This window comes from Microbacterium sp. Y547, assembly GCF_057669785.1.
Window position 1 is genome coordinate 111566 of record NZ_JBYHFN010000004.1, and the last position, 20786, is coordinate 132351.

The 20786-nt window shown below is 68.3% G+C and carries 21 protein-coding genes; 14 read left to right on the plus strand and 7 right to left on the minus strand.

Annotated features, from left to right (window positions below; translation table 11 throughout):
- Window positions 1–3 precede the first annotated feature (3 nt).
- The 6 genes from AC25Y0_RS07725 (at window position 4) to AC25Y0_RS07750 (ending at window position 6855) form a co-directional block, all read left to right on the plus strand.
- Entirely contained in the window at window positions 4–1008 is a 1005-nt protein-coding gene (locus tag AC25Y0_RS07725; RefSeq protein WP_488123724.1) for a LacI family DNA-binding transcriptional regulator, read from the plus strand.
- A 52-nt stretch (window positions 1009–1060) separates the two neighbouring features.
- The gene (locus AC25Y0_RS07730; protein ID WP_488123723.1) at window positions 1061–2275 is read left to right on the plus strand and encodes an amidohydrolase; all 1215 of its coding nucleotides are present in this window, start codon (window positions 1061–1063) and stop codon (window positions 2273–2275) included.
- A gap of 61 nt (window positions 2276–2336) precedes the next feature.
- The gene (locus tag AC25Y0_RS07735) at window positions 2337–3611 is read left to right on the plus strand and encodes an aminotransferase class V-fold PLP-dependent enzyme (protein WP_488123722.1); all 1275 of its coding nucleotides are present in this window, start codon (window positions 2337–2339) and stop codon (window positions 3609–3611) included.
- Complete coding sequence (gene sufU, locus AC25Y0_RS07740; RefSeq protein WP_488123721.1) at window positions 3608–4051, plus strand: Fe-S cluster assembly sulfur transfer protein SufU; 444 nt, start codon at window positions 3608–3610, stop codon at window positions 4049–4051. Before AC25Y0_RS07735 ends, sufU begins: the two co-directional genes overlap by 4 nt.
- Window positions 4052–4131: 80 nt before the next feature.
- Window positions 4132–5424 (plus strand): cytochrome P450, encoded by a 1293-nt coding sequence (locus AC25Y0_RS07745; protein ID WP_488123720.1) that lies wholly within the window; start codon window positions 4132–4134, stop codon window positions 5422–5424.
- Window positions 5425–5604: 180 nt separating this feature from the next.
- Window positions 5605–6855, plus strand: a complete 1251-nt coding sequence (locus AC25Y0_RS07750; protein ID WP_488134474.1) for an ice-binding family protein — start codon at window positions 5605–5607, stop codon at window positions 6853–6855.
- A gap of 132 nt (window positions 6856–6987) precedes the next feature.
- On the opposite strand, the gene AC25Y0_RS07755 is transcribed toward AC25Y0_RS07750, so the two are convergent.
- The 3 genes from AC25Y0_RS07755 to AC25Y0_RS07765 form a co-directional block, all read right to left on the minus strand.
- Window positions 6988–7884: a TerC family protein gene (locus tag AC25Y0_RS07755; protein ID WP_488123719.1), complete on the minus strand. Its 897-nt coding sequence runs from the start codon at window positions 7882–7884 to the stop codon at window positions 6988–6990.
- A gap of 65 nt (window positions 7885–7949) precedes the next feature.
- On the minus strand, window positions 7950–8930 hold the full coding sequence (locus AC25Y0_RS07760; protein WP_488123718.1) for an SRPBCC family protein: 981 nt from the start codon (window positions 8928–8930) through the stop codon (window positions 7950–7952).
- 2 nt (window positions 8931–8932) lie between these two features.
- Window positions 8933–9316, minus strand: coding sequence for an ArsR/SmtB family transcription factor (locus AC25Y0_RS07765; protein ID WP_488123717.1), 384 nt, complete (start codon window positions 9314–9316; stop codon window positions 8933–8935).
- Window positions 9317–9462: 146 nt separating this feature from the next.
- Here AC25Y0_RS07765 and purL point away from each other — a divergent pair, with 146 nt between their 5' ends.
- The 4 genes from purL to AC25Y0_RS07785 are packed head-to-tail and all read left to right on the plus strand — an operon-like array spanning window position 9463 to window position 13621.
- Window positions 9463–11805 (plus strand): phosphoribosylformylglycinamidine synthase subunit PurL, encoded by a 2343-nt coding sequence (gene purL, locus AC25Y0_RS07770; protein WP_488123716.1) that lies wholly within the window; start codon window positions 9463–9465, stop codon window positions 11803–11805.
- Between the two features lie 10 nt (window positions 11806–11815).
- Window positions 11816–11947: a hypothetical protein gene (locus AC25Y0_RS07775; RefSeq protein WP_488123715.1), complete on the plus strand. Its 132-nt coding sequence runs from the start codon at window positions 11816–11818 to the stop codon at window positions 11945–11947.
- A gap of 46 nt (window positions 11948–11993) precedes the next feature.
- Window positions 11994–12887 carry a hypothetical protein gene (locus AC25Y0_RS07780; protein WP_488123714.1) on the plus strand — a complete coding sequence of 298 codons (894 nt, stop codon included), beginning with the start codon at window positions 11994–11996 and terminating at the stop codon, window positions 12885–12887.
- A complete protein-coding gene (locus AC25Y0_RS07785) occupies window positions 12887–13621 on the plus strand; it encodes a hypothetical protein (RefSeq protein WP_488123713.1) in 735 nt (244 codons plus the stop codon). The genes AC25Y0_RS07780 and AC25Y0_RS07785 overlap by 1 nt, the downstream gene beginning before the upstream one ends.
- A 60-nt stretch (window positions 13622–13681) precedes the next feature.
- Here AC25Y0_RS07785 and AC25Y0_RS07790 read toward each other — a convergent pair whose 3' ends face one another.
- From AC25Y0_RS07790 to AC25Y0_RS07800, 3 genes are read right to left on the minus strand one after another with little or no spacing between them, the layout of a single operon-like run.
- Window positions 13682–14602, minus strand: a complete 921-nt coding sequence (locus tag AC25Y0_RS07790; protein WP_488123712.1) for a glycine betaine ABC transporter substrate-binding protein — start codon at window positions 14600–14602, stop codon at window positions 13682–13684.
- 44 nt (window positions 14603–14646) lie between these two features.
- Window positions 14647–15579 carry an ABC transporter permease gene (locus AC25Y0_RS07795; protein ID WP_488123711.1) on the minus strand — a complete coding sequence of 311 codons (933 nt, stop codon included), beginning with the start codon at window positions 15577–15579 and terminating at the stop codon, window positions 14647–14649.
- A complete protein-coding gene (locus tag AC25Y0_RS07800) occupies window positions 15579–16892 on the minus strand; it encodes a quaternary amine ABC transporter ATP-binding protein (RefSeq protein ID WP_488123710.1) in 1314 nt (437 codons plus the stop codon). Before AC25Y0_RS07800 ends, AC25Y0_RS07795 begins: the two co-directional genes overlap by 1 nt.
- A gap of 335 nt (window positions 16893–17227) precedes the next feature.
- Here AC25Y0_RS07800 and AC25Y0_RS07805 point away from each other — a divergent pair, with 335 nt between their 5' ends.
- From AC25Y0_RS07805 to AC25Y0_RS07815, 3 genes are read left to right on the plus strand one after another with little or no spacing between them, the layout of a single operon-like run.
- Window positions 17228–17614, plus strand: coding sequence for a GntR family transcriptional regulator (locus AC25Y0_RS07805; RefSeq protein WP_488123709.1), 387 nt, complete (start codon window positions 17228–17230; stop codon window positions 17612–17614).
- Window positions 17611–18516, plus strand: coding sequence for an ABC transporter ATP-binding protein (locus AC25Y0_RS07810; protein ID WP_488123708.1), 906 nt, complete (start codon window positions 17611–17613; stop codon window positions 18514–18516). Before AC25Y0_RS07805 ends, AC25Y0_RS07810 begins: the two co-directional genes overlap by 4 nt.
- Window positions 18513–19208, plus strand: a complete 696-nt coding sequence (locus AC25Y0_RS07815) for a hypothetical protein (protein WP_488123707.1) — start codon at window positions 18513–18515, stop codon at window positions 19206–19208. The genes AC25Y0_RS07810 and AC25Y0_RS07815 overlap by 4 nt, the downstream gene beginning before the upstream one ends.
- Window positions 19209–19238: 30 nt before the next feature.
- Here the strand turns inward: AC25Y0_RS07815 and AC25Y0_RS07820 are convergent, their stop codons facing one another.
- On the minus strand, window positions 19239–19535 hold the full coding sequence (locus AC25Y0_RS07820) for a chorismate mutase (RefSeq protein ID WP_488123706.1): 297 nt from the start codon (window positions 19533–19535) through the stop codon (window positions 19239–19241).
- 50 nt (window positions 19536–19585) lie between these two features.
- Between AC25Y0_RS07820 and AC25Y0_RS07825 the strand changes: the two genes are divergently transcribed.
- Window positions 19586–20773 carry an AI-2E family transporter gene (locus AC25Y0_RS07825; protein ID WP_488123705.1) on the plus strand — a complete coding sequence of 396 codons (1188 nt, stop codon included), beginning with the start codon at window positions 19586–19588 and terminating at the stop codon, window positions 20771–20773.
- The last annotated feature ends 13 nt before the right edge of the window (window positions 20774–20786 follow it).

Consider the following 20786-nt stretch of genomic DNA (forward strand, 5'->3'; position numbering starts at 1 on the left):
AACGTGGTCAGCATCGGTGAAGTCGCCCGCGCGGCGGGTGTCTCGACGGCGACCGTGTCGCGCGCCCTGAGCGGTCGCGGCCACGTGGCGGCGGCGACGCGCAGCCGCGTCGAAGCGGCGGCGAAGAGCCTCGGCTACGTCGTCTCGGCGTCGGCATCGAGCCTCGCCTCGGGCCGCACGCGCAACATCGGCGTGCTCGTGCCGTTCCTGGATCGCTGGTTCTTCTCGACGGTGCTGAGCGGCATCGCATCGGCTCTCATGCGTCGCGGCTACGACATCACGCTCTACAGCCTCACGGCCGACCACGGCGAGCGCCACCAGGTGTTCGAGACGTTCCTGCGCCGGCAGCGCGTCGACGGCGTCATCGCGATCGGCCTCGACCTCGACCAGGCCGAAACCGACCGCCTCTCCGAGCTGGGCCTTCCCGTCATCGCGATCGGCGGACCGAACCCGCGCTTGACGACTCTCACTGTCGACGACGTCTCGGTCGCGCGACTCGCGACCGAGCACCTGCTCGGCCTCGGTCACCGCGACATCGCCCACATCGGCGCGAGCCCCGAGTTCGACATCGACTTCCACATCCCGACGCGTCGCCGCCTCGGGTTCGAGCAGGCGCTTTCGGATGCCGGCATCCCGGCCCGCGCCGCACTCTACGAACCCGCCGACTTCACGATCGAAGGGGGCTACGCGGCGGCCCGCCAGCTGCTCGAACGCCCCGGTGTGCGCCCGACGGCGATCTTCGCCGCGTCGGACGAAATGGCCATCGGCGCGCTCATGGCTGCCCGCGCACTCGGCTGCCGCGTGCCCGAGGATCTGTCGGTCATCGGCATCGACGGTCACGAGCACAGCGAGTTCTTCCGACTGACGACGGTCGACCAGTTTCCTCGCGGCCAGGGCGAGCGGGCCGCCGAGGTGCTCCTCGACGAGCTCGAAGCGCCGGGGCGTGCGCACGACCCCGCCCGGCTTCCGTACGAGCTCATCGTCCGCGATTCGACCGCGCGGCTCTGACGCGCCCTGCTGAGACCGTCGGCCCGCGGGGCACGGACGTAGGCTCGGCGCCATGGCCATCGACCTCGAAGCGCTGTACATCGACCTGCACCGACACCCGGAGCTGTCTTTCCAAGAGACCCGCACGGCGGGTGTCATCGCGCGACACCTCGCCGATCTCGGGCTCGAGGTCGAACAGGGCGTGGGCCGCACGGGCCTGGTGGCCGTGATCCGCAACGGAGAAGCCCCCGTCGTGTGGCTGCGCGCCGACATGGACGGCCTCCCCGTCGAAGAGCGGACCGGACTCCCCTACGCCTCCACGGCCCGCGGCGTCGACCCCTCGGGTCTCGATGTGCCCGTCATGCACGCGTGCGGACACGACATGCACGTCACCGCCCTGATCGGCGCGCTCGAGCGGCTCGTCGCGACGAAGGACGAGTGGTCGGGCACCGTGGTGGCCGTCTTCCAACCGGCAGAGGAGTACGGCGCGGGTTCGCAAGCGATGATCGCCGACGGCGTGCTCGAGCGGTATCCGCGGCCGGACATCGTCCTCGGCCAGCACGTGACACCGCTGCCGGCGGGCACGATCGGCGTGCGCAGCGGCACGCAGATGGCGGCATCCGACGGTGTGACGGTGACGCTGTTCGGCCGCGGCGGCCACGGGTCGCGGCCGCACTCGACGATCGATCCCGTCGTCATGGCGGCGGCGACCGTCATGCGACTGCAGACGATCGTCTCGCGCGAAGTCGACCCGCGCGATGTCGCCGTCGTGACGGTCGGCTCGATCCACGCGGGCCTGAAGAACAACATCATCCCGGCCGAGGCGCGCCTCGAGCTGAGCCTGCGGTATCCCGACGACACCGCCCGCGCCGCCGTGCTCGAGAAGGTCGAGCGCATCGTGCGGGCCGAGGCACAGGCATCCGGAGCCGAGCAGGAACCCACCTTCACGACCATCCACTCGCTGCCCCCGACGATCAACGACGTCGCCGCGACGGCGCGGCTGACCCTCGCGTTCGACCGCGCTTTCGGCGAGGGGACCGTCACCGACCCGGGGATGTACACCGGCAGTGAGGACGTCTCGTGGTTCGCCCGCGAATCCGGTGCGCCCCTCGTGTTCTGGTTCTGGGGCGGTGTCGACCCCGACGCTTACGCGACGGCCACGGCAGCCGGCACGATCGCGAGCGACATCCCCACCAACCACTCCCCGTTCTATGCGCCCGTGCTGCACCCGACCCTCGAGAACGGCGTCGACGCGCTCGTCGTGGCCGCGCGGGAGTTCCTCGGCTGACGGGTATCTGACCGACTGCGGCCCGGGCCTTCGATCACGAGATCCGGCGTAGCCTGGAGGAATGCCCGCCACGACGACCGATTTCGATGTCGCCGCTGTGCGCGCAGACTTCCCGATCCTGTCGCAGACCCTCAACGACAAGCCCCTCGTCTATCTCGACGCCGGAGCGACGAGCCAGAAGCCGCAGGTCGTGCTCGACGCCGAGGTCGACTTCCTCGTCCGGGCGAATTCCGCCGTGCACCGCGGCGCACACACCCTCGCCGCTGAGGCGACCGAGCTGTTCGAGGACGCCCGCGCGACCGTCGCCCGATTCTTCGGGGCGCGCCCCGGCCAGCTCGTGTGGACGAGCGGCGCGACGGCTGCCCTCAACCTCGTCGCCTACGCGATCGGCAACGCCACGGCGGGGCGCGGCAGTGCGCGGTTCGCCCTCACCCCGGGCGACGAACTCGTCGTGACCGAGACCGAGCACCACGCCAACCTCATCCCCTGGCAAGAGCTCGCCGCTCGCACGGGCGCTGTGCTGCGCCACATCCCCGTGCGCGATGACGGCACGCTCGACCTCGAGGTCGCGGCATCCGTCATCGGCGAGCGCACGCGCGTCGTGGCGTTCCCGCACGTCTCGAACGTGCTCGGCATCGTCAATCCCGTCGCCGAGATCGCCGCGCTCGCCCGAGCCGTCGGCGCGCTCACGGTGCTGGATGCGTGCCAGTCGGTGCCGCACCTGCCCGTCGACTTCGCCGAGCTCGGCGTCGACCTCGCGGCGTTCTCCGGCCACAAGATGCTCGGCCCGTACGGCGTCGGCGGACTGCTCGGGCGCACCGACGTCCTCGAAGACCTGCCGCCCTTCCTCACGGGCGGATCGATGGTGACGACCGTGACCCTCGACGAGGCCGGCTACCTGCCGCCGCCGCAGAAGTTCGAAGCCGGCACGCAGCCCGTCTCACAGGCGATCGGCCTGGCCGCCGCCGTGCGCTATCTCGACGGGCTCGGGATGCAGAATGTCCTGGCCCACGAGCGCCGGCTCGAGCAGCGCATGCTCGCAGGACTGCGCGGGATCGACGGGATGCGGCTGCTCGGCGATGCCGCCGGGGTCGAGCGCATCGCGATCGCGGCGTTCGACGTCGAGGGTGTGCACGCGCACGACGTGGGCCAGTTCCTGGACGACCGCGGTGTCGCGGTGCGCGTGGGGCACCACTGCGCCAAGCCGCTGCACGCACGATTCGCTCTCACGGCGTCGGTGCGGGCATCGACGTCGGTCTTCACGACCGAGGACGACATCGACGTGTTCCTCGACGCCGTCGCGGACGTGCGGCCGTTCTTCGGAGTCGGCGCATGAGCGGCCTCGAAGCGCTGTACCAGGAGCTGCTCCTGGATCACTCCAAGCGTCCGCGCGGCAAAGGGCTCGCCGACGAGGTCGGGCGCAACGCCACGTCGCACCAGCACAACCCGGTGTGCGGCGACGATGTCACACTGCGCGTCCGGCTCGACGACGACGGGCACACCATCCGCGACGTCACGTGGGACGGCGCCGGCTGCTCGGTCTCGCAAGCCTCCGCCTCGATGCTCAGCGAGCTCGCCGAAGGACTGCCGCGAGCCGAGGCATCCGCCCTGATCGACGGATTCCGCACGGCACTGCGCTCGCGCGGCGCGATCCCGCTCGATGAGGACGTCTACCTGGATGCCGCCGCCCTCTCGGGCGTCTCGCGCTACGTCGCGCGCGTGAAGTGCGCCATGCTCGCGTGGGTCGCGCTCGAGGACGCGCTCGCCCGCGCCTGAGCGGACGCGCGCCGATAGCACACGCCGCCACAAGACCTCGCCCCCTGGAGAGCCGCTTCGGCCTTTGGCATCGTGACGGGATGTTCGACACCGACCAGCCCTCAACCCATCCCCTTCGTGAAGACGGCGCGTCGTTGCTCGTGCGGGGCTTCGGCCTCAGCGCGCACATCTGGAGCCGCGTGCGCGACGGCGCCAGGTCGGCGCCGATGCGACTGCTCGCCCAGGACGCGATGCTCGTGCGCGGCGCCGAGGGCGTCGCCCTGTTCTACGACGACGAGCGCATCGCCCGGCACGGCGCGATGCCGAAGATCGTGCAGAACACGCTCTTCGGCAGCGACTCGTTGCACAGCCTCGACGGAGCGGAGCACCGCCACCGCAAGGCGACCTTCGTCGACGTCGCCTATGAAGACGCGCAGGTGGAGCGGTTGACGCCACTCCTCGACCAGGAATGGCAGCTCGAGCTCGACGCGTGGCTCGCCGGCGGCGAGCGCAGTGCCTATGACGCGGCGGTCGACGCCTTCGGGCGGGCGATCATGCGCTGGGCCGGGCTGCCCGGCACGCCGGACGCCCAGACGCGCTGGGCCGCTCGGCTCGCGCAGATCGTCGACGGTTTCGGCGCGCCCTACTCGCCGTCGTTCGTTCTCGCGCAGGTGAACCGGGTCTGGTCCGACCGGCACGCCGCGCGCCTCATCGAAGCGGTCCGCGAGGGTCGCCTCGAAGCTGCGGAGGGCACGGCGCTGCACGAATGGGCGTGGCACCGGGATCCGGCCGGCAAGCGCCTGCCTGCCAAGCTCGCCGGGGTGGAGCTGCAGAATGGCCTGCGGCCCATGATCGCCGTGGCCCGTTTCGTCGCCTTCGCAGCGAAGGGACTGCACGATCACACCGAATGGCGCGAACGAATCGCCGCCGAGACATCGGAGCGGGGCTCGCTGGTGGGCGGTCCCCTCGCGACGGCGTTCGCGCAGGAGATCCGCCGCACCTCGCCCTTCGTGCCGATGCTGCCGGGCTGGGCCCTCACCGACGTCGAGCTCGACGGTCTCGAACTCGCGGCAGGTGGACGCGTCGTGCTCGACATCCTCGGCACCGACACGGACGACCGCTCGTGGGACCGCGGCGACGAATTCGACCCCGAGCGCTTCGTCGGCGTCGAGGACTACGAGGCCCTCGCCGCGTTCGTGCCGCACGGTGGCGCAACGGTTGCGGATGGCCACCGGTGCCCCGGCGAGAAGCTCGCGATCGCCGGCCTCGCCGCCGCCGTCGCGACCCTCAGCGACCCGCGACTGACCATTCTGGGCGAGGGTCTCGACGTGAATCTGCGACGGCTGCCGACCAAGCCGCGCTCCGGGGGGCGCATCCGCTGCCCCTTCCACTGAGCGCTCGCGACACCACCCATCGACGGATCGCCAGCCGTGTCCTCAAACGTCACGATCAGGTAGACTTTCTGCTCGATCCTCGGCGCGGGCGGGTAATGAGTGCTAGATCTGGGCTAGACGGAGATGCTGTTGACCTTGGTTGACGATCTTTGTTACCCCTAGCGAAAGAGATCGAATAATTTGGTCAAGCCCCCCTCACGTTCAGCCCTGACCACCGTCATCGCGGGCCTCGTCGCCCTGATGCTCCTGCCTGGAACGGCGGCGTTTGCGGACACGAAGATCGACGGTCCGGTCAATCTCGGCACCGCCGCGCCATTCTCGGTTCTTGGCGCATCGACAGTGACGAACACGGGACCCTCGACTCTCAGTGGCGACCTGGGCCTCAGCCCTGGCTCCGCGATCACGGGATTCGGGCCCGGGATCGTGAACGGAACCATCCATGCCACCGACGCGGTCGCAGCGCAAGCGCAGGTAGACCTGACGACGGCGTACGGGATTGCAGCCAGCCTGACTCCGACCGCAACCGGGCTGGGCGACCTCACCGGACAGTCACTGACACCGGGGGTTTATTCGGGAGGCGCACTATCCCTCACCGGCGCCTTGACGCTGGCAGGCACGGCGGAATCGGTATGGGTGTTCCAAGCAGCGTCGACGCTGACTATCAGCTCCGGTTCGATCATCACCGTGACGGGTGGTGGCAGCGCGTGTAACGTGTTCTGGCAGATCGGCAGCTCCGCGACGATCGAGCCCGGCGCCCAGTTCGTCGGGACCGTCATGGCCAACGAATCCGTCACCGCACAGACGGGGGCGACCATTGCGGGCCGCCTGCTCGCTCGAACCGGCGCCGTCACGCTCGACACCAACACCATCACCACACCGACCGGCTGCGCCCCGGCCGGAGAGGTGAGCACGAGCCCCGCGATCACATCCGCCGCACCGACGGCCGGCACCGTCGGCGACACCTACTCGCACACGATCACCGCGTCTGGGACACCGACCGTCACATTCACAACCTCCAGCGGCGCACTCCCGCCGGGCCTCACGCTGGACGCCACGACGGGCACGATCGCCGGAGAACCCACCGTCGCCGGAACCTACACATTCGACATCACCGCTTCGAACGGCACCGCCCCAGACGCGGTTGCCACGTACACGGTTACCGTCGCAGCAGCAGCAGCAGCAGCAGCGACAGCGGCAGCGGCAGCGGCAGCAGCAGGCGGCAACACTGATGCCGCGCCTCCTGAACTTGCCGAGAGTGGAGCGGAAGCCCCCACGGCCACGCTCTCCATCCTTCTGATAGCTGCCGGGCTGGGTTTCGTGTTCTACGCCCGCCGTCGAGCCGACCGTGCCGCGGAAGTACCCGCCACGCCCATCCGCCGGACCACGTACTTCCTCCATCACCCGGACACGGCCGACCGTTCCGGCACCTGAGACCGCATCGCCGTGGCCCGGTTCGTCGCCTTCGCGGAGGTCAATCTGCGACGGGTGCCGACCCAGCCGCGGTCGGGCGGTCGCATCCGCTGCCCCTTCCACTGAGCGCCGCGCCGCGCCGCGGCCTGCGTGTCACCCCAGGCCGCGGCGCTCCTCGCCCGGGGTCACCTCACCGTCGACGGGCTTGCGGGACAGACCGACCGAACCTGCACCCGGCGCCGTCGACAGGGCCGCCGCGACGGCGATCGATTCGTCGACATCGGGGTACCGCGGTCGCAGCTGCACGGCGCTGCTCGCTCGGTGCGCCCGCTTGGCCTTGCGCGAGGCGGCGAACAGGTTGAGCGCCTCGACGAAGATCGCGAACGCCATCGGGCCGTAGATGAGGGCCTTGTCGATGTGGAAGCCGAAGCCCTCAGCGATGAGGAACACGCCGATGAGCAGGAGGAACGACAGAGCGAGCATCTTGACCGTGGGGTGTGCGTTGACGAACTCGAAGATGAACTTCGCAGCGAACAGCATGATGCCGAACGACAGCACGACCACCGTGATGATGATGAGCATGTTGGTCGTCATGCCGACCGCCGTGATGACCGAGTCGAGCGAGAAGACGAGGTCGAGCACGAGAATCTGCGCGATGACCGATCCGAACGTCACGCCCTTGCCGTTCGAGGTGCCCTCGGACTCCTCGGCACCCTCGAGCTTGTGATGGATCTCGGTGACCGCCTTGTAGACGAGGAAGAGACCACCCGCGATGAGGATGAAGTCCTTCCACGAGAACCCGAGGTCGCCGATCGAGATGATCTCCTCGGTCAGCGTGATGAGCCAGCCGGCGAAGAAGACCAGGATGATGCGCATCAGCATCGCAAGCGTGAGCCCCAGGTTGCGCGCCTTCGCCTGCTGCTCCTTGGGCAGCTTCGACGAGAGGATCGAGATGAAGATGACGTTGTCGACGCCCAGCACAACCTCGAGCACGAACAGCGTCAGAAAGACGGCGATGAGGTCGGGGGTGAACGCAAAAGAGAAGTCCATGGCGCGATATTAGGGCCGGGAAGCCGCTTCTCCCCGACGGCTTGCGGCACACCGCGCCGTCGTGATCATGCTTCGGTGAGCACGCGCTCCAGTCGCGCATAGCTCGACTCCATCCCGTCGGCCATGCCGGTCGCCAGCACCATGTCGCGCGTCGCGCTGTCGGGGTACTCGATGAGCGTCGTGATGAGCGTCGCGCCGTCTTCCTCTTCGAGCTGCAGATCGTTGAGCGTCGATGGATAATCGGTGCCCGTCATGTGCTCGGTCGTCACACCGCGGCGCGGCGGTTCGCTGAGCACCGTCTCACCGTCGAATCCGAAGCGTTCCCCCTCCACGCCCGGCAGAGGCTCCCACTCGTACCGATACCGCCCGCCGACCGAGAGGTCGACGTCGCACACCGACATGCGCCAGCCATCGGGCCCCAGCATCCACTGCCGGATCAGGTCGGGCTCTGTGTGCGCGCGCCAGACGAGGTCACGCGGTCCTTCGATCAGCCGCGTGATGCGCACGTGGGTGTCATCGAGGATCTCGGTGCGCGTGCCCTTGCCGGCCGCATACTCGCGCAGCCCTTGCAGCACGCGGTCGAGCTGGTTGATCGCCATCCTCGATCCCTCGACGGCTCCGAACGCGACGACCTGCTCGAGGGCGTCGGCCGAGTCGAAGTACGTCGTGTTCACCAGCCGCGACCCGGTGTCGGTCGCTTCGAACCGGAAGGCGACCCGCATGGCGGGCATCCCCTCGAGCGGCGCGCCGTCATCGTTGACGAAGTTGTCGAGCACGGTGAAGCCGCGCGGCTCGTCGATCTCGAGGAACTCCCACGACCCCGATGACGTCTCGCCCTGCGGGCTCGTCATCGTGTAGACGGCGCGCCCTCCGACCGAGAGGTCGAACGTCGGAAAGCTGGCCGGCCATCCGGGCGGGCCCCAGAACCGCTCGAGCTGGCTGGGATCGGTGAACGCGGTCCAGAGCCGTTCGACGGGCGCGTCGAACTCGGCCGTGAGCGTCATGGTGAGCGCTTCGGGGTCGGTCGTGACTTCGGTGACAGGCATGATCAAGCTCCTTCTTGTGCGGAGGGTTCGGACGGTTTCACGTGCTCCGGCGCGGGGCCGGACAGGAGCGAGTCCAGACGAGAGATGCGGGCACGCCAGAGTTCTTCGTAGCGTGCGAGCAGGGAACGGGCGCGAGCGATCATGACCGGATCCGCTCGCACGAGTCTTTCGCGCCCTTCGGCGCGCTTGATGATGAGACGCGCCGCCTCGAGCACCGCGACGTGCTTCTGCACCGCGGCGAACGACATGTCGTAATCAGCAGCCAGAACCGAGATCGACAGTTCGTCGTCGATCGTGCGCCGCACGATGTCGCGCCTCGTCGTGTCGGCGAGCGCCTGGAAGACGCGGTCGATCTCGTCATCGCTGGGTTCCTTTTGCACAACCATTTGGTTGTACGTTACGCTCGGGATGCCGCGAGCACAAGCCCTTCTTCGCGCGACGTGCTGCGGGGTCACGGCGTGGGCACGACGCCCCCCGCCCCGGAACTAGACTTGGGGCGTACGGCACCCCTTGATTCCTGGAGCTGAGCCGCGTGACCACCCCCCTGCAGAATTCCGCGGCCGTCGCCGACACCGTCGAGAACGCCGCCGCCACCCCTGAGAAAGAGCAGCCGTACGCGGCGCTCGGACTCAAGGACGACGAGTACGCCGAGATCCGCCGGATCCTCGGCCGCCGCCCCACATCCGGTGAGCTGGCGATGTACTCCGTCATGTGGAGCGAGCACTGCTCGTACAAGTCGAGCAAGATCTACCTGCGCAAATTCGGCCAGAAGGTCTCGGACGAGATGAAGACCCGCCTCATGGTGGGCATGGGTCAGAACGCGGGCGTCGTCGACATCGGCGAGGGCTGGGCGGTCACCTTCAAGGTCGAGTCGCACAATCACCCGAGCTACATCGAGCCGTTCCAGGGCGCGGCGACCGGCGTCGGCGGCATCGTCCGCGACATCATCTCGATGGGCGCGCGCCCCGTCGCGATCATGGACCAGCTGCGCTTCGGTGCGATCGACCACCCCGACACGGCCCGCGTCGTGCACGGCGTGACGAGCGGCATCTCGTTCTACGGCAACTGCCTGGGCCTGCCCAACATCGGCGGCGAGACGGTCTTCGACTCGGTGTACCAGGCGAACCCGCTCGTGAACGCCCTCGCCGTGGGCGTGCTGCGTCACGAAGACCTCAAGCTCGCCAACGCCTCGGGCGCGGGCAACAAGGTCGTGCTGTTCGGAGCCCGCACGGGCGGTGACGGCATCGGCGGCGCGTCGATCCTGGCATCCGACTCGTTCGATGAGGCCGGTCCGACCAAGCGCCCCGCCGTTCAGGTGGGCGACCCGTTCGCCGAGAAGGTGCTCATCGAGTGCTGCCTCGAGCTCTACCAGGGCGAGCTGGTCGAGGCGATCCAGGACCTCGGTGCCGCGGGCATCTCGTGCGCGACAAGCGAACTGGCCGCCAACGGCGGATCGGGCATGCGCGTCGACCTCGAGAGCGTTCTGCTTCGCGACTCCACGCTCACTCCCGAAGAGATCCTGATGAGCGAGAGCCAGGAGCGCATGATGGCGATCGTCGCGCCCGAGAAGCTCGACGCGTTCCTCGCCGTCACCTCCAAGTGGGATGTCGAGACGAGCGTCCTGGGCGAAGTCACGGGCGACGGACGCCTGCAGATCTTCTGGCACGGCGAAGAGATCGTCAACGTCGATCCGTCGACGGTCGCGGTCGACGGACCCGTCTACGAGCGGCCCGTCGCCTACCCGACGTGGATCGACGCCCTGCAGGATGACTCCGCGTCGGCGCTGCCGCGTGCCCTCGACCCCGACACGCTGCGTCGTCAGTTCCTGCAGCTCGTCTCGAGCCCGAACCTCGCCGACACGTCGTGGATCACGAACCAGTACGACTACTACGTGCTCGGCAACACGGCGCTGTCCTTCCCCGACGACGCCGGCATGATCCGCGTCGACGAGCAGTCCGGTCTCGGATTCGCGATCGCCACGGACTGCAACAGCCGCTTCTGCCAGCTCGACCCGTACCAGGGCGCCAAGCTGGCCCTCGCCGAGGCATACCGCAACGTCGCTGTGACGGGCGCGATCCCGACCGCCGTCACGGACTGCCTCAACTTCGGCAGCCCCGAGAACCCCGAGGTCATGTGGCAGTTCTCGCAGACCGTCGACGGCCTCGCCGACGGATGCCTCGAACTCGGCGTCCCCGTCACGGGAGGCAACGTCTCGTTCTACAACCAGACCGGTGACCAGCCGATCTTCCCGACCCCCGTCGTGGGCGTGCTCGGGATCATCGACGACGTCGCGCGCCGCATCCCTTCGGGCTGGCAGGATGCCGGCGAGAACATCTACCTGCTCGGTGTCACCTCGACCGAGCTCAGCGGATCGCAGTGGGCGGGTACCGTGCACGGTCACCTCGGCGGTCGTCCGCCCGCGGTCGACCTCGGGCAGGAGCGCAAGCTCGCCGAGCTGCTGCACGCCGCAGGACAGCAGTCGCTCATCTCGTCGGCGCACGACCTGTCCGGCGGCGGACTCGGGCAGGCCCTCGGCGAGGCCGTGCTGCGCTTCGGCGTCGGCGCCCGCGTGTGGCTCGACGAGATCGTCGAGCGCGACGGTGTCGACGTCGCGACGGCGCTCTTCTCGGAGTCGACAGGCCGCGTCCTCGTCACCGTTCCGCGCGAAGACGACGTCAAGTTCCGCGGGCTGTGCGAGGGTCGCGGCTATCCCGTGCTGCGCATCGGCGTGACCGATTCGCCGAGCGAAGACGGCGTCGCCGCTCTCGAAGTGCAGGGCCTGTTCACCGTGCCGCTGCCCGAGCTGTACGAGCGGGCGACCTCGACGCTGCCCGCCGCGTTCGGCCCTACGGTCGCCGAGCCGGTCGCACGCTAACCTGATCGGCATGAGCGACGACGAGTACGGCAACTACGACGACGCACGGCAGCGCCGGATCAAGACGGTGGCGTGGGTGGTCATCGTCTCCCTCATCCTCGTCGGCGGTGGCGCGACCGTCATCGCCCTGCTCTTCGGCTGATCCCGGCGACCTCCCGCGCGTCGGGTGCGGCGGTTAGCATCGGAGGGTGGAGCCGCTTCTGGTGTTCGTCGCCGAGTTCTGGTGGATCGCGCCTGCGACCGCCGGTGCCGCGGGCGTCGGCTATGCCGCTGCGACCACGCGCCGACGACGGTCGAAGGGCACGATGAGCAGATGGCGGGCCAAGCGGCTCGAAGTCGAGGCAGCTCGCCACGATGTGCAGCTCGCGTATCGCGGCATGCTCGAGGCGCGCGCCGAGGTCCGCGCCGCGCAGGCCCGGGTGCAGCTGGCACAGGCGCATCGCGCGAACCCGATGCCGGGCGCGCCGAGCGTCGCCGATGCGAAGCGCGACCTGCAGCGCGCGCGCCAGGCGTACAAGAGCGCGACGATGGCGCTGCGGGCCTCCCGCACCCACGTCAAAGCGGTCGATGCCCGGCGGGTGGCCGCGGGACCGAATGATCCCCTGCCGCTGGAGCGGCTTCTGCACGAGCACGACGCCATCACGGCGCGGTGGCTCGAGTATGAGACCGATCCGCTCGCCCTCATGTCGTTTCCCCAGATGAGCGACGCCAACCACCCGGCGACGCTCGCATTCCTGCGGGCGCAGAGCGACGCCCACCGGCTTCGTCCCGCCCAGCCGCTCGCGCGCATGCGTCCCGAGGAATATGCCGCCTATCGGGCCGCCATCGCGCGATACGGCGCCGCGTTCGCCTATGCCGAAGCCGAGGCCCGCCTCGCCGGAGCAGCGGCAGCAGCACAGACGCGGACGCCACGCCCCGGCGGCGCTTCGCGCGCGCCGCGCCCCACGACCGCTGTCGAGCCCGGTCATCCCGGCGACACAGCGCGCGCGGCGGCGTCCGACCCTGCCCCACCCCCGACGCAGCGGACCGTGTGGCCGATCCCCGCCCGCACCTCACGGCCTTCGGGCGAAAAGAGATCTTGATGGAGACCCTCGTCACCCTCTGGGAGGGGTACTGGTGGTTGATCTTCCCGCTCGGCGGCGCAGCTGTCGGCGTGGCAGGAAGTGCCGCCCGCTCGTGGGAGCGACGCGCGAAGCGCCGCCACAAGCAGAAGCTCGAGATACTGAAGGCCCGCAGCGAGCTTCGCGCGGCGAGTGCGTCAGGAGCGGTAGTCGCCGCGCCACAGGAGTCGCAGGCCACGCAGCTCGCGAGGCTCTTCGCAACGCACGATGCCGTCATGGCTCGCTGGCTCGACTATGAGCTCGACGTCGCCAAGCTCATCGCCTTCCCCGCCATGAGCGACGGCCGCCAGCCGCTGACGGCCGCGTTCCTGCGGGCGCAGCGCGCAGCCGATGCTCTGCGACCCGCGTCTCCCAAAGCCCGCGTGACCGCCGACGAGCTGGCGGAGTACCGCAATGCCGTCATCGACTACGAAGTGGCCTTCGACGTCGCCGAGCGGGATGCCCGCCGGCTGAAGGCCTCGACATTCAGCGAGAGCGAGCGGCGCCGCCTCGACAAGGCTCAGCAGCTGCTCACGATCGCGGTCGATCAGGCCGCGACACCGGCGGAACGCCAGGTCGCCTACAAGCGCGTGCGCGAAGAGCTCGACGGACTGATCTCGCTGTCCGACGACGCGATCGAGGGGCTCGAGAGCCAGGTCTCGCTGCAGCTGCCCTCCGCGCCGAGCCCCGGCATCCGACCCCCGCGCCCGGCCTGACGGGCGCGCGAAACGACGAACGACCCCGGCGCAGGCGCCGGGGTCGTTCGGTTCAGACCATCAGTTCGTGATGACGGTGTCGAATGCGTCGGGGTTCGCGTCGAGCCATGCCTGGACCGCCTCGCGCTCCTGGCCCTCGTCGAACTCGTTCACGACGAGGTCTTCGAGCGCGCCGTACTGCGCGTCGTCCAGCTGAATACCGGCGATGAGATCGGCGGCCTCGCCGCAGCGGTCCGAGAAGCCCTCGGTGCCCAGGAAGTGCAGCGCCTCGGGGTCGCCCATGGCGCCGAGCGGATCTTCGAGGTCCTTGATATCGAACGCGTCGCTGGCCCAGAACGGACGCCACAGCGTCACGACGATGTCCTCCTGCGCATCGATCCGGCTGTCGAGCTCGGTGAGCATGGCCGCGGTCGACGACGTCACCAGCTCGTACTCGCTGTCGAGCCCGTAGGCGGGCATCATCTCTTCCTTCGCCTGGCGCGTGAGGCCGGCGCCCGGCTCGATGCCGTAGATCGTGCCGTTGAAACGGTCGGCGTTTCCGACAAGGTCTTCGATCGAGTCGATGTCCATGTACGTCGGCACCGCGATCGTGAGCTTGGCGTTGTCGTAGTAGGCGCCGAGGTCTTCGATGCGGTCGCCGTACTCATCCATGTAGGCGGAGTGGGTCAGCTCGGGCCAGGCCGACGGATAGATGTCGATGTCGCCCTCGGCCAGAGCCGTGTAGAGCGGGCCGGCCTCGGTGAGCGTGTTCATCTCGACCGTGTAGCCGAGCTTCTCGAGCTGGTTCTCGAGCAGGTATGCCGTGCTCAGGCCGTCCGTCCACGAGGGGAGGAAGCCGAGCGTGATCGTGCTGCACTCGTCGGCCGCGCCGGCGTCGGCGCCGTCGGATCCGTTGTCACCGTTGTCGCTGCTGCAGCCGGCGAGCACGAGGCTCGTTGCCGCGCCGAGTGCCAGGAATGCAGTGATGTTGCGGGGTTTCATATGATCTCTTTCTTTTCGTATACGTTCATGCGTTCCGTATGTGTTCACGAGGCGGGTACGGGGACCGTCTCGATCGCGGGTGCCTCTGCTGAGGCCTTCTCCCGTGCCTCGCGGTGCCGGGCGAGCATGCCCAGCAGCGACGAACGGTAGTCATGGGGGTTGCCGAGAGCCGCTGTGACGCGGTCGAGGAAGATCGCGACGAAGACGACGCTGAGGCCTGCTTCGACGCCCTGCGGCACGTTCAGGGTGGATACCGCCGCCACGACCTCTTTGCCGAGGCCGTCGGCCCCGGCGATGCCTGCGATGACGACCATCGACAACGCGAGCATGATGACCTGGTTGACGCCGGCCATGATGGTCGGCATCGCGAGGGGCAGTTGGATGCCGCGCAGGATCTGCCCGGGCTTGGCGCCGAAGGCGTACCCCGCTTCGACTGTCTCGGAATCGACGCCCCGGATGCCGAGCTCGGTCAGACGCACTCCTGCCGGCAGCGCGAAGATGACGGTGGCGACCATGCCGGGCACGACGCCGATGCTGAAGAACACGATCGCGGGGATCAGGTAGACGAACGCGGGCATCGTCTGCATGAAGTCGAGGACCGGCTTCACGATCCTGCTGACCGTGGTGTTGCGCGCCGCCCAGATTCCGAGAGGTATCGCGATCGCCACGGCGACGACCGTCGCGACGAGCACGAGCGCGAGAGTCTGCATCGAGGCCACCCACATGTTCATGCCGACGATGAGCACGAACGTGATGACGGTGCCGACCGCGACCTGCCACGAGCGCACCAGCCACCCGATCAGGGCGAAGAGAAGGATCGCGAGCGGCACGGGGGTGGCCAGCAGCACGTCGGTGAGCCCCGAGACGAGCCAGCGCGCGCCATCGGCGACACCGTCCAGCAGCCAATCGAGGTTCGCTTTGATCCAGTCGATGACGGCCTTCGCCCAACTGCCGATCGGAATCCGGAAGCCATCCATCAGCGCACCGCCTCGCCGTCGCCGGCCTCTTGGGCGACGGCGTCGGCCTCACCAAGGACGGCGTCGATCTCGGCCTGCGGAACGGGCGGCAGCGGCAGCGCGATCTCTTCCGTCGCACCGGGGCCGGGGCCGAGCGCGGCGAGCAGCGTCACGCGGGGGATGACGCCGACGAGGCGGTCTTCCGTGTCGGTGACGGCCAAGGGCAGCGGCGACTCGACCGCCGGCACGAAGAGGTTCATGAGCACTTCGTCTTCGCGCACGCTCTGCGGCACAGGCTTGATGATCGAGGCGAGGGTCGTCGTGCCCTGTCGTACGAGCCTGACGGCGTCGCGATCGGTCACGATCCCCAGCAGGCGCCGGTCGCGGCCCATGACGTACAGGGCGGACATGTAGGCATCCCGCATCTGGCGCAACGCCGTGCGCGGCCCGGCCGTGTCGGTGACGACGGGCCGCGGTCGCTCCATCACGTTGGCAGCCGTGAGCACGCGCGCGCGGTCGACATCCTGGACGAACTGCTCGACGTAGTCGTTCGCGGGGTCGGTGAGGATGTCTTCGGGGGTGCCCGTCTGCACGATGCGCCCGTCGCGCATGACGGCGATCCGGTCGCCGAGGAACATCGCCTCGTTGAGGTCGTGCGTGATGAAGACGATGGTCTTCTGCAGCTTCTGCTGCAGCTCGAGCAGCTGCTCCTGCATCTCGCGGCGGATGAGCGGGTCCAAAGCGCTGAACGCTTCGTCCATGAGCAGGATGTCGGTGTCGGCGGCGAGCGCTCGCGCGATGCCGACGCGCTGCTTCATGCCTCCCGACAGCTGGGCCGGCAGCTTGTCGCCCCAGCCCGTGAGCCCGACGAGCGCGAGCATCGCGTGGGCCTTGGCGACGCGCTCGGCCTTGGACACTCCGCGCAGCTCGAGGGGATAGGCGACGTTCGCGGCGACGGTGCGGTGCGGCAGCAGAGCGAAGTGCTGGAAGACCATCGAGATCCGATCGCGACGCAGCTCGCGCAGACGATTCGGCGGGATGTCGGTGATGGGGTCGCCGTACACCGAGATGGTGCCGGCCGTGGCGTCGTGCAGCCCATTGAGCATCCGGATGATGGTGGACTTGCCGGACCCGGACAAGCCCATGATGACGAAGATCTCGCCCGGGGCGACGGTGAATCCGGCATCGATGACGGCCGCCGTCCCGACGTCGCTCACGTCGGCCCGGGACTCGCCGGCGCGGAGCCGCTTGACGGCATCCCTCGGGTTGCGTCCGAAGACCTTGTAGATGTTCCGTGCCTCGATGGCGGGAACGGTGTCAGGTGCTGTGCTCACGTGCTTCGCCTCGGCCGCGTCCTGCCTCGGAGCGGCATCGGTTACGCCCGGGTGACGATCCTGGATGCGCCTGCACTGACATGAAGGGTCAGAAGGCCGCGCGCGGCGACACACATCGGGTCCGTCGCCTGGACCGCCGACCGTACGCCCCCAGTCGCCGGCTCCCAGAAGGTGCGGCATGGCGGTCGCGGACTGGTCGTGCGTGGCCTCGGAAGGCCTCGACCGACCCTAGTCGGCTGGCTTGGAGTCGCCCAAATCCGCGGGGCGGTTGACAAGCGGTCGGCCTTGATGCATGGTTAGCTAGTCAAGTAAGTAACCAACCCAGTGAGGTTCATGTGATCGCTGACGGCAGAGCGCTGTTCCTGCAGATAGCGGAACGCGTCGAGGACTCGATCGTCGACGGCAGCCTGGCCGAAGAGAGCCAGGCCCCGTCCACCAACGAGCTGGCCGCCTTCTACCGCATCAACCCCGCGACGGCCGCGAAAGGGATCAACATGCTCGTCGACAAGGGCGTGCTCCACAAGCGTCGCGGCATCGGGATGTTCGTCGCCGACGGCGCGCGCGAAATGCTCCTGTCGGAGCGCCGCGCCGCGTTCGCCGAACGCTACCTCGACCCGCTTCTGGACGAGGCGCGCACGATCGGACTCGACGCCGCCGACCTCGCTTCTCTGCTGCGAGACCGCGCAGCGCGAAAGACCACCATGGAAGGACCCGCACGATGAACCCAGTGATCGAGGTGAAGAACCTCACGAAGCGGTACCGCGAGACGCTCGCCGTCGATGACGTGAGTTTCACGATCGAGAAAGACCGGATCTACGGACTCCTCGGTCGCAACGGTGCCGGCAAGACGACGGTCATGTCGATCCTCACGGCGCAGAACTTCGCGACGTCGGGCGACATCCGCGTCTTCGGCGCCAACCCGTACGAGAACGCGCGGGTCCTGCAGCGGATGTGCTTCGTGCGGGAGAGTCAGAAGTACCCCGAGGATGCGACGCCGCGGCACGCCTTCCGCTCGGCACGCCTGTTCTTCCCGAACTGGGATCAGGAGCTCGCAGATCAGTTGATCGACGACTTCCAGCTGCCGCTCAAGAAGACGATCAAGAAGCTCTCCCGCGGTCAGCTCTCGGCCGTCGGCGTGGTGATCGGACTTGCCGCTCGCGCCGAGATCACGTTCTTCGACGAGCCCTACCTCGGTCTCGACGCCGTCGCTCGGCAGATCTTCTATGACCGGCTCCTCGAGGACTACGCCATCGTGCCGCGGACAGTCATCCTGTCGAGCCATCTCATCGACGAAGTGTCCAATCTCATCGAGCGGGTCCTCGTGATCGACCGCGGCCGCATCGTGATGGACGAAGACACCGACTCGGTGCGCGATCGGGCCACGAACATCGTCGGCGACTCGGCAGCCGTCGACGCCTTCGTCGTCGGCCGTGAGGTGATCCACCGCGAGAGCCTGGGCCGCGTCTCATCCGCGACGGTGCTCGGTGCACTCAGCCCCGAGGACCGCGCACGCCTCACCGCGGCGGGTCTCGACGTCGCGCCCGTCTCCCTGCAGCAGCTCATCGTGCGCATGACACAGCACGCGCAGGAAAAGTCCACCCTCGACGAAGGAGCACTCCGATGAGCCGCACCCTCAATGTCGTCCGCATGCAGCTGATCAACCGTCAGACCTACATCTGGGTTCCCCTGCTCGTGCTCGTCGGCTCGCTCGTCATCACCCTGGGGATCTACGGCATCATCTCGAACGCGGGCGTCGCCACCGCGATGTACGGCGGCGGCGCACAGGCCCCGCTGTGGTACTTCGCCATCGTCGGTGCGCAGGCATTGACGATGACGTTCCCCTTCTCGCAGGCGATGAGCGTCACGCGGCGGGAGTTCTATCTCGGGACGCTTCTCACGGCGATGCTCACGTCGGCGATCCTCGCCCTGATCTTCGTCCTCGGCGGGCTGTTCGAGCAGGCCACGAACGGCTGGGGCATGAACGGGTACTTCTTCTATCTGCCCTGGGTCTGGGAGGGCGGCCCCGCCGCCGCGGGCCTGTGCTTCTTCACCCTCGCCATGCTGTTCTTCATCGTGGGGTTCTGGGGCGCCACGATCTTCAAGAGGTTCGGCACGGCCGTGCTGACGACCGTGATCCTCGGAATCTCTCTGATCCTTCTCGGGCTGCTGTGGATCGTGGGGCAGCAGAACGCCTGGTCCGACCTCTTTTCGTGGATCATGGCGACGGGCGCGCTGGGGCTCGCACTGTGGGGATTCGCGCTGATCGCCGTACTGGCCGGGACGTCGTATCTGACATTGCGACGTGCCACTCCGTAGAGCGGATGCCGCCGAGGCGGCCGGCGGGCCTCAGCGCCCGTCGGCCGCTTCGGTGTGGTGGCGGATGACCTCGGCCACGACGAAGTTGAACCACTTCTCGGCGAACGCCGGATCGAGGTCGGCGTCTTCGGCCAGACGGCGCAGGCGCTCGAGCTGCTGCTCCTCGCGAGCGGGGTCGGAGGGCGGCATCCCATATTCGGCCTTCAGCTGACCGACCTGCTTCGTGCACTTGAAGCGCTCGGCGAGCAGAAAGATCAGCGCAGCGTCGACGTTGTCGATGCTGCTGCGCAGACGCAGCAGCATCGTTGTCGGGTCCTCGTCGCTCATGCGTCGAGATTACCCTCGCGGCAAGGCCCGCCGGCTCTAGAGTGTGACCCATGACCGATGTTCCGGATGCGTCCACTCCGCCACCTGCATCACCCCTGCCTTCGGGCACGGTGGCCGCGCCGCCCGCACACGATGTGCCGGCAGAGGCGATGCTGACTTCCACCGGAGAGGCACCGGCCTCGCGCAGCTACTGGACGACGCTCAATCGTCCCTTCGTCGCGGGGTTCTTCCTCGTGCTCGGCGGGCTCGCGGCGGTCGCCCTCGGCCTGGCCATCACGAACCTCTCCACCGTCCTGATCTACATCGTGTTCGCGCTGTTCGCGGCGCTCGGGCTCGACCCGATCGTGCGATGGCTCGAGAGGCACTCGGTGAAGCGCTCGTGGGGCATCGTCATCGTCTACACGGGCTTCGCGATCCTCATGGCCGGCGTGCTCCTGCTCATCGTGCCGACGGTCATCCAGCAGATCGCGCAGTTCGTCAAGGACGTGCCGTCGCTCATCGGCGACTTCCAGAAGTCCGACCTGTACCACTCCCTGCAGGAGAACTTCGGCGACCAGGTCGGCACGATCCTCAACCAGGTCCAGTCGTTCATCACCAACCCCTCGAACATCGCATCGATCGGCGGAGGACTGCTGCAGGTCGGCGCCTCGATCGCCACGACGATCTCGGGCCTGGTCATCGTCCTCGTGCTGAGCCTGTACTTCCTCGCGTCGCTGCCGACGATGAAGAAGGCGTTCAACCGCGTGTTCGCCGCACGCAACCGCCCGCAGGCCAGCGCACTCACCGATGAGATCACCGACTCGATCGGTGGCTACCTGATGGGGATGGTCATCCTGGCGTTCTGCAACTCGATGGTTGCGCTCATCCTTCACCTCGCACTGGGGCTGCCCTTCCCCGCGCTGATGGCCGTCGTCGCGTTCTGCATCACGCTCATCCCGCTCGTCGGTTCGGTGCTGTACTGGGGAACAGCGACGATCATCGCCCTGTTCACGGGATGGCTGCCGGCCCTGCTGTTCGCGGCGATCTATCTCGTTTACATGCAACTCGAGGCATACGTCCTCACTCCCCGCGTCATGAACCGCACCATCTCGGTGCCGGGATCGCTCGTCGTCATCGGCGCGCTCGTGGGCGGCACGCTGCTCGGCCTGCTCGGGGCGCTGGTCGCGATCCCCGTTACCGCATCGATCCTGCTCATCATCAAGCAGATCCTGATCCCGAAACAGGACGCGAAGGTCTAGCGCCGAGCCGAGT

Coding starts and splice junctions, on each gene's coding strand:
- AC25Y0_RS07735 (WP_488123722.1), top strand. CDS start 2,337: ATGCCCGCCACGACGACCGATTTCGATGTCGCCGCTGTGCGCGCAGAC.
- AC25Y0_RS07730 (WP_488123723.1), top strand. CDS start 1,061: ATGGCCATCGACCTCGAAGCGCTGTACATCGACCTGCACCGACACCCG.
- AC25Y0_RS07765 (WP_488123717.1), bottom strand. CDS start 9,316: ATGGTTGTGCAAAAGGAACCCAGCGATGACGAGATCGACCGCGTCTTC.
- AC25Y0_RS07745 (WP_488123720.1), top strand. CDS start 4,132: ATGTTCGACACCGACCAGCCCTCAACCCATCCCCTTCGTGAAGACGGC.
- sufU (WP_488123721.1), top strand. CDS start 3,608: ATGAGCGGCCTCGAAGCGCTGTACCAGGAGCTGCTCCTGGATCACTCC.
- AC25Y0_RS07820 (WP_488123706.1), bottom strand. CDS start 19,535: ATGAGCGACGAGGACCCGACAACGATGCTGCTGCGTCTGCGCAGCAGC.
- AC25Y0_RS07825 (WP_488123705.1), top strand. CDS start 19,586: ATGACCGATGTTCCGGATGCGTCCACTCCGCCACCTGCATCACCCCTG.
- AC25Y0_RS07755 (WP_488123719.1), bottom strand. CDS start 7,884: ATGGACTTCTCTTTTGCGTTCACCCCCGACCTCATCGCCGTCTTTCTG.
- AC25Y0_RS07810 (WP_488123708.1), top strand. CDS start 17,611: ATGAACCCAGTGATCGAGGTGAAGAACCTCACGAAGCGGTACCGCGAG.
- AC25Y0_RS07790 (WP_488123712.1), bottom strand. CDS start 14,602: ATGAAACCCCGCAACATCACTGCATTCCTGGCACTCGGCGCGGCAACG.
- AC25Y0_RS07815 (WP_488123707.1), top strand. CDS start 18,513: ATGAGCCGCACCCTCAATGTCGTCCGCATGCAGCTGATCAACCGTCAG.
- AC25Y0_RS07785 (WP_488123713.1), top strand. CDS start 12,887: ATGGAGACCCTCGTCACCCTCTGGGAGGGGTACTGGTGGTTGATCTTC.
- AC25Y0_RS07760 (WP_488123718.1), bottom strand. CDS start 8,930: ATGCCTGTCACCGAAGTCACGACCGACCCCGAAGCGCTCACCATGACG.
- AC25Y0_RS07795 (WP_488123711.1), bottom strand. CDS start 15,579: ATGGATGGCTTCCGGATTCCGATCGGCAGTTGGGCGAAGGCCGTCATC.
- AC25Y0_RS07775 (WP_488123715.1), top strand. CDS start 11,816: ATGAGCGACGACGAGTACGGCAACTACGACGACGCACGGCAGCGCCGG.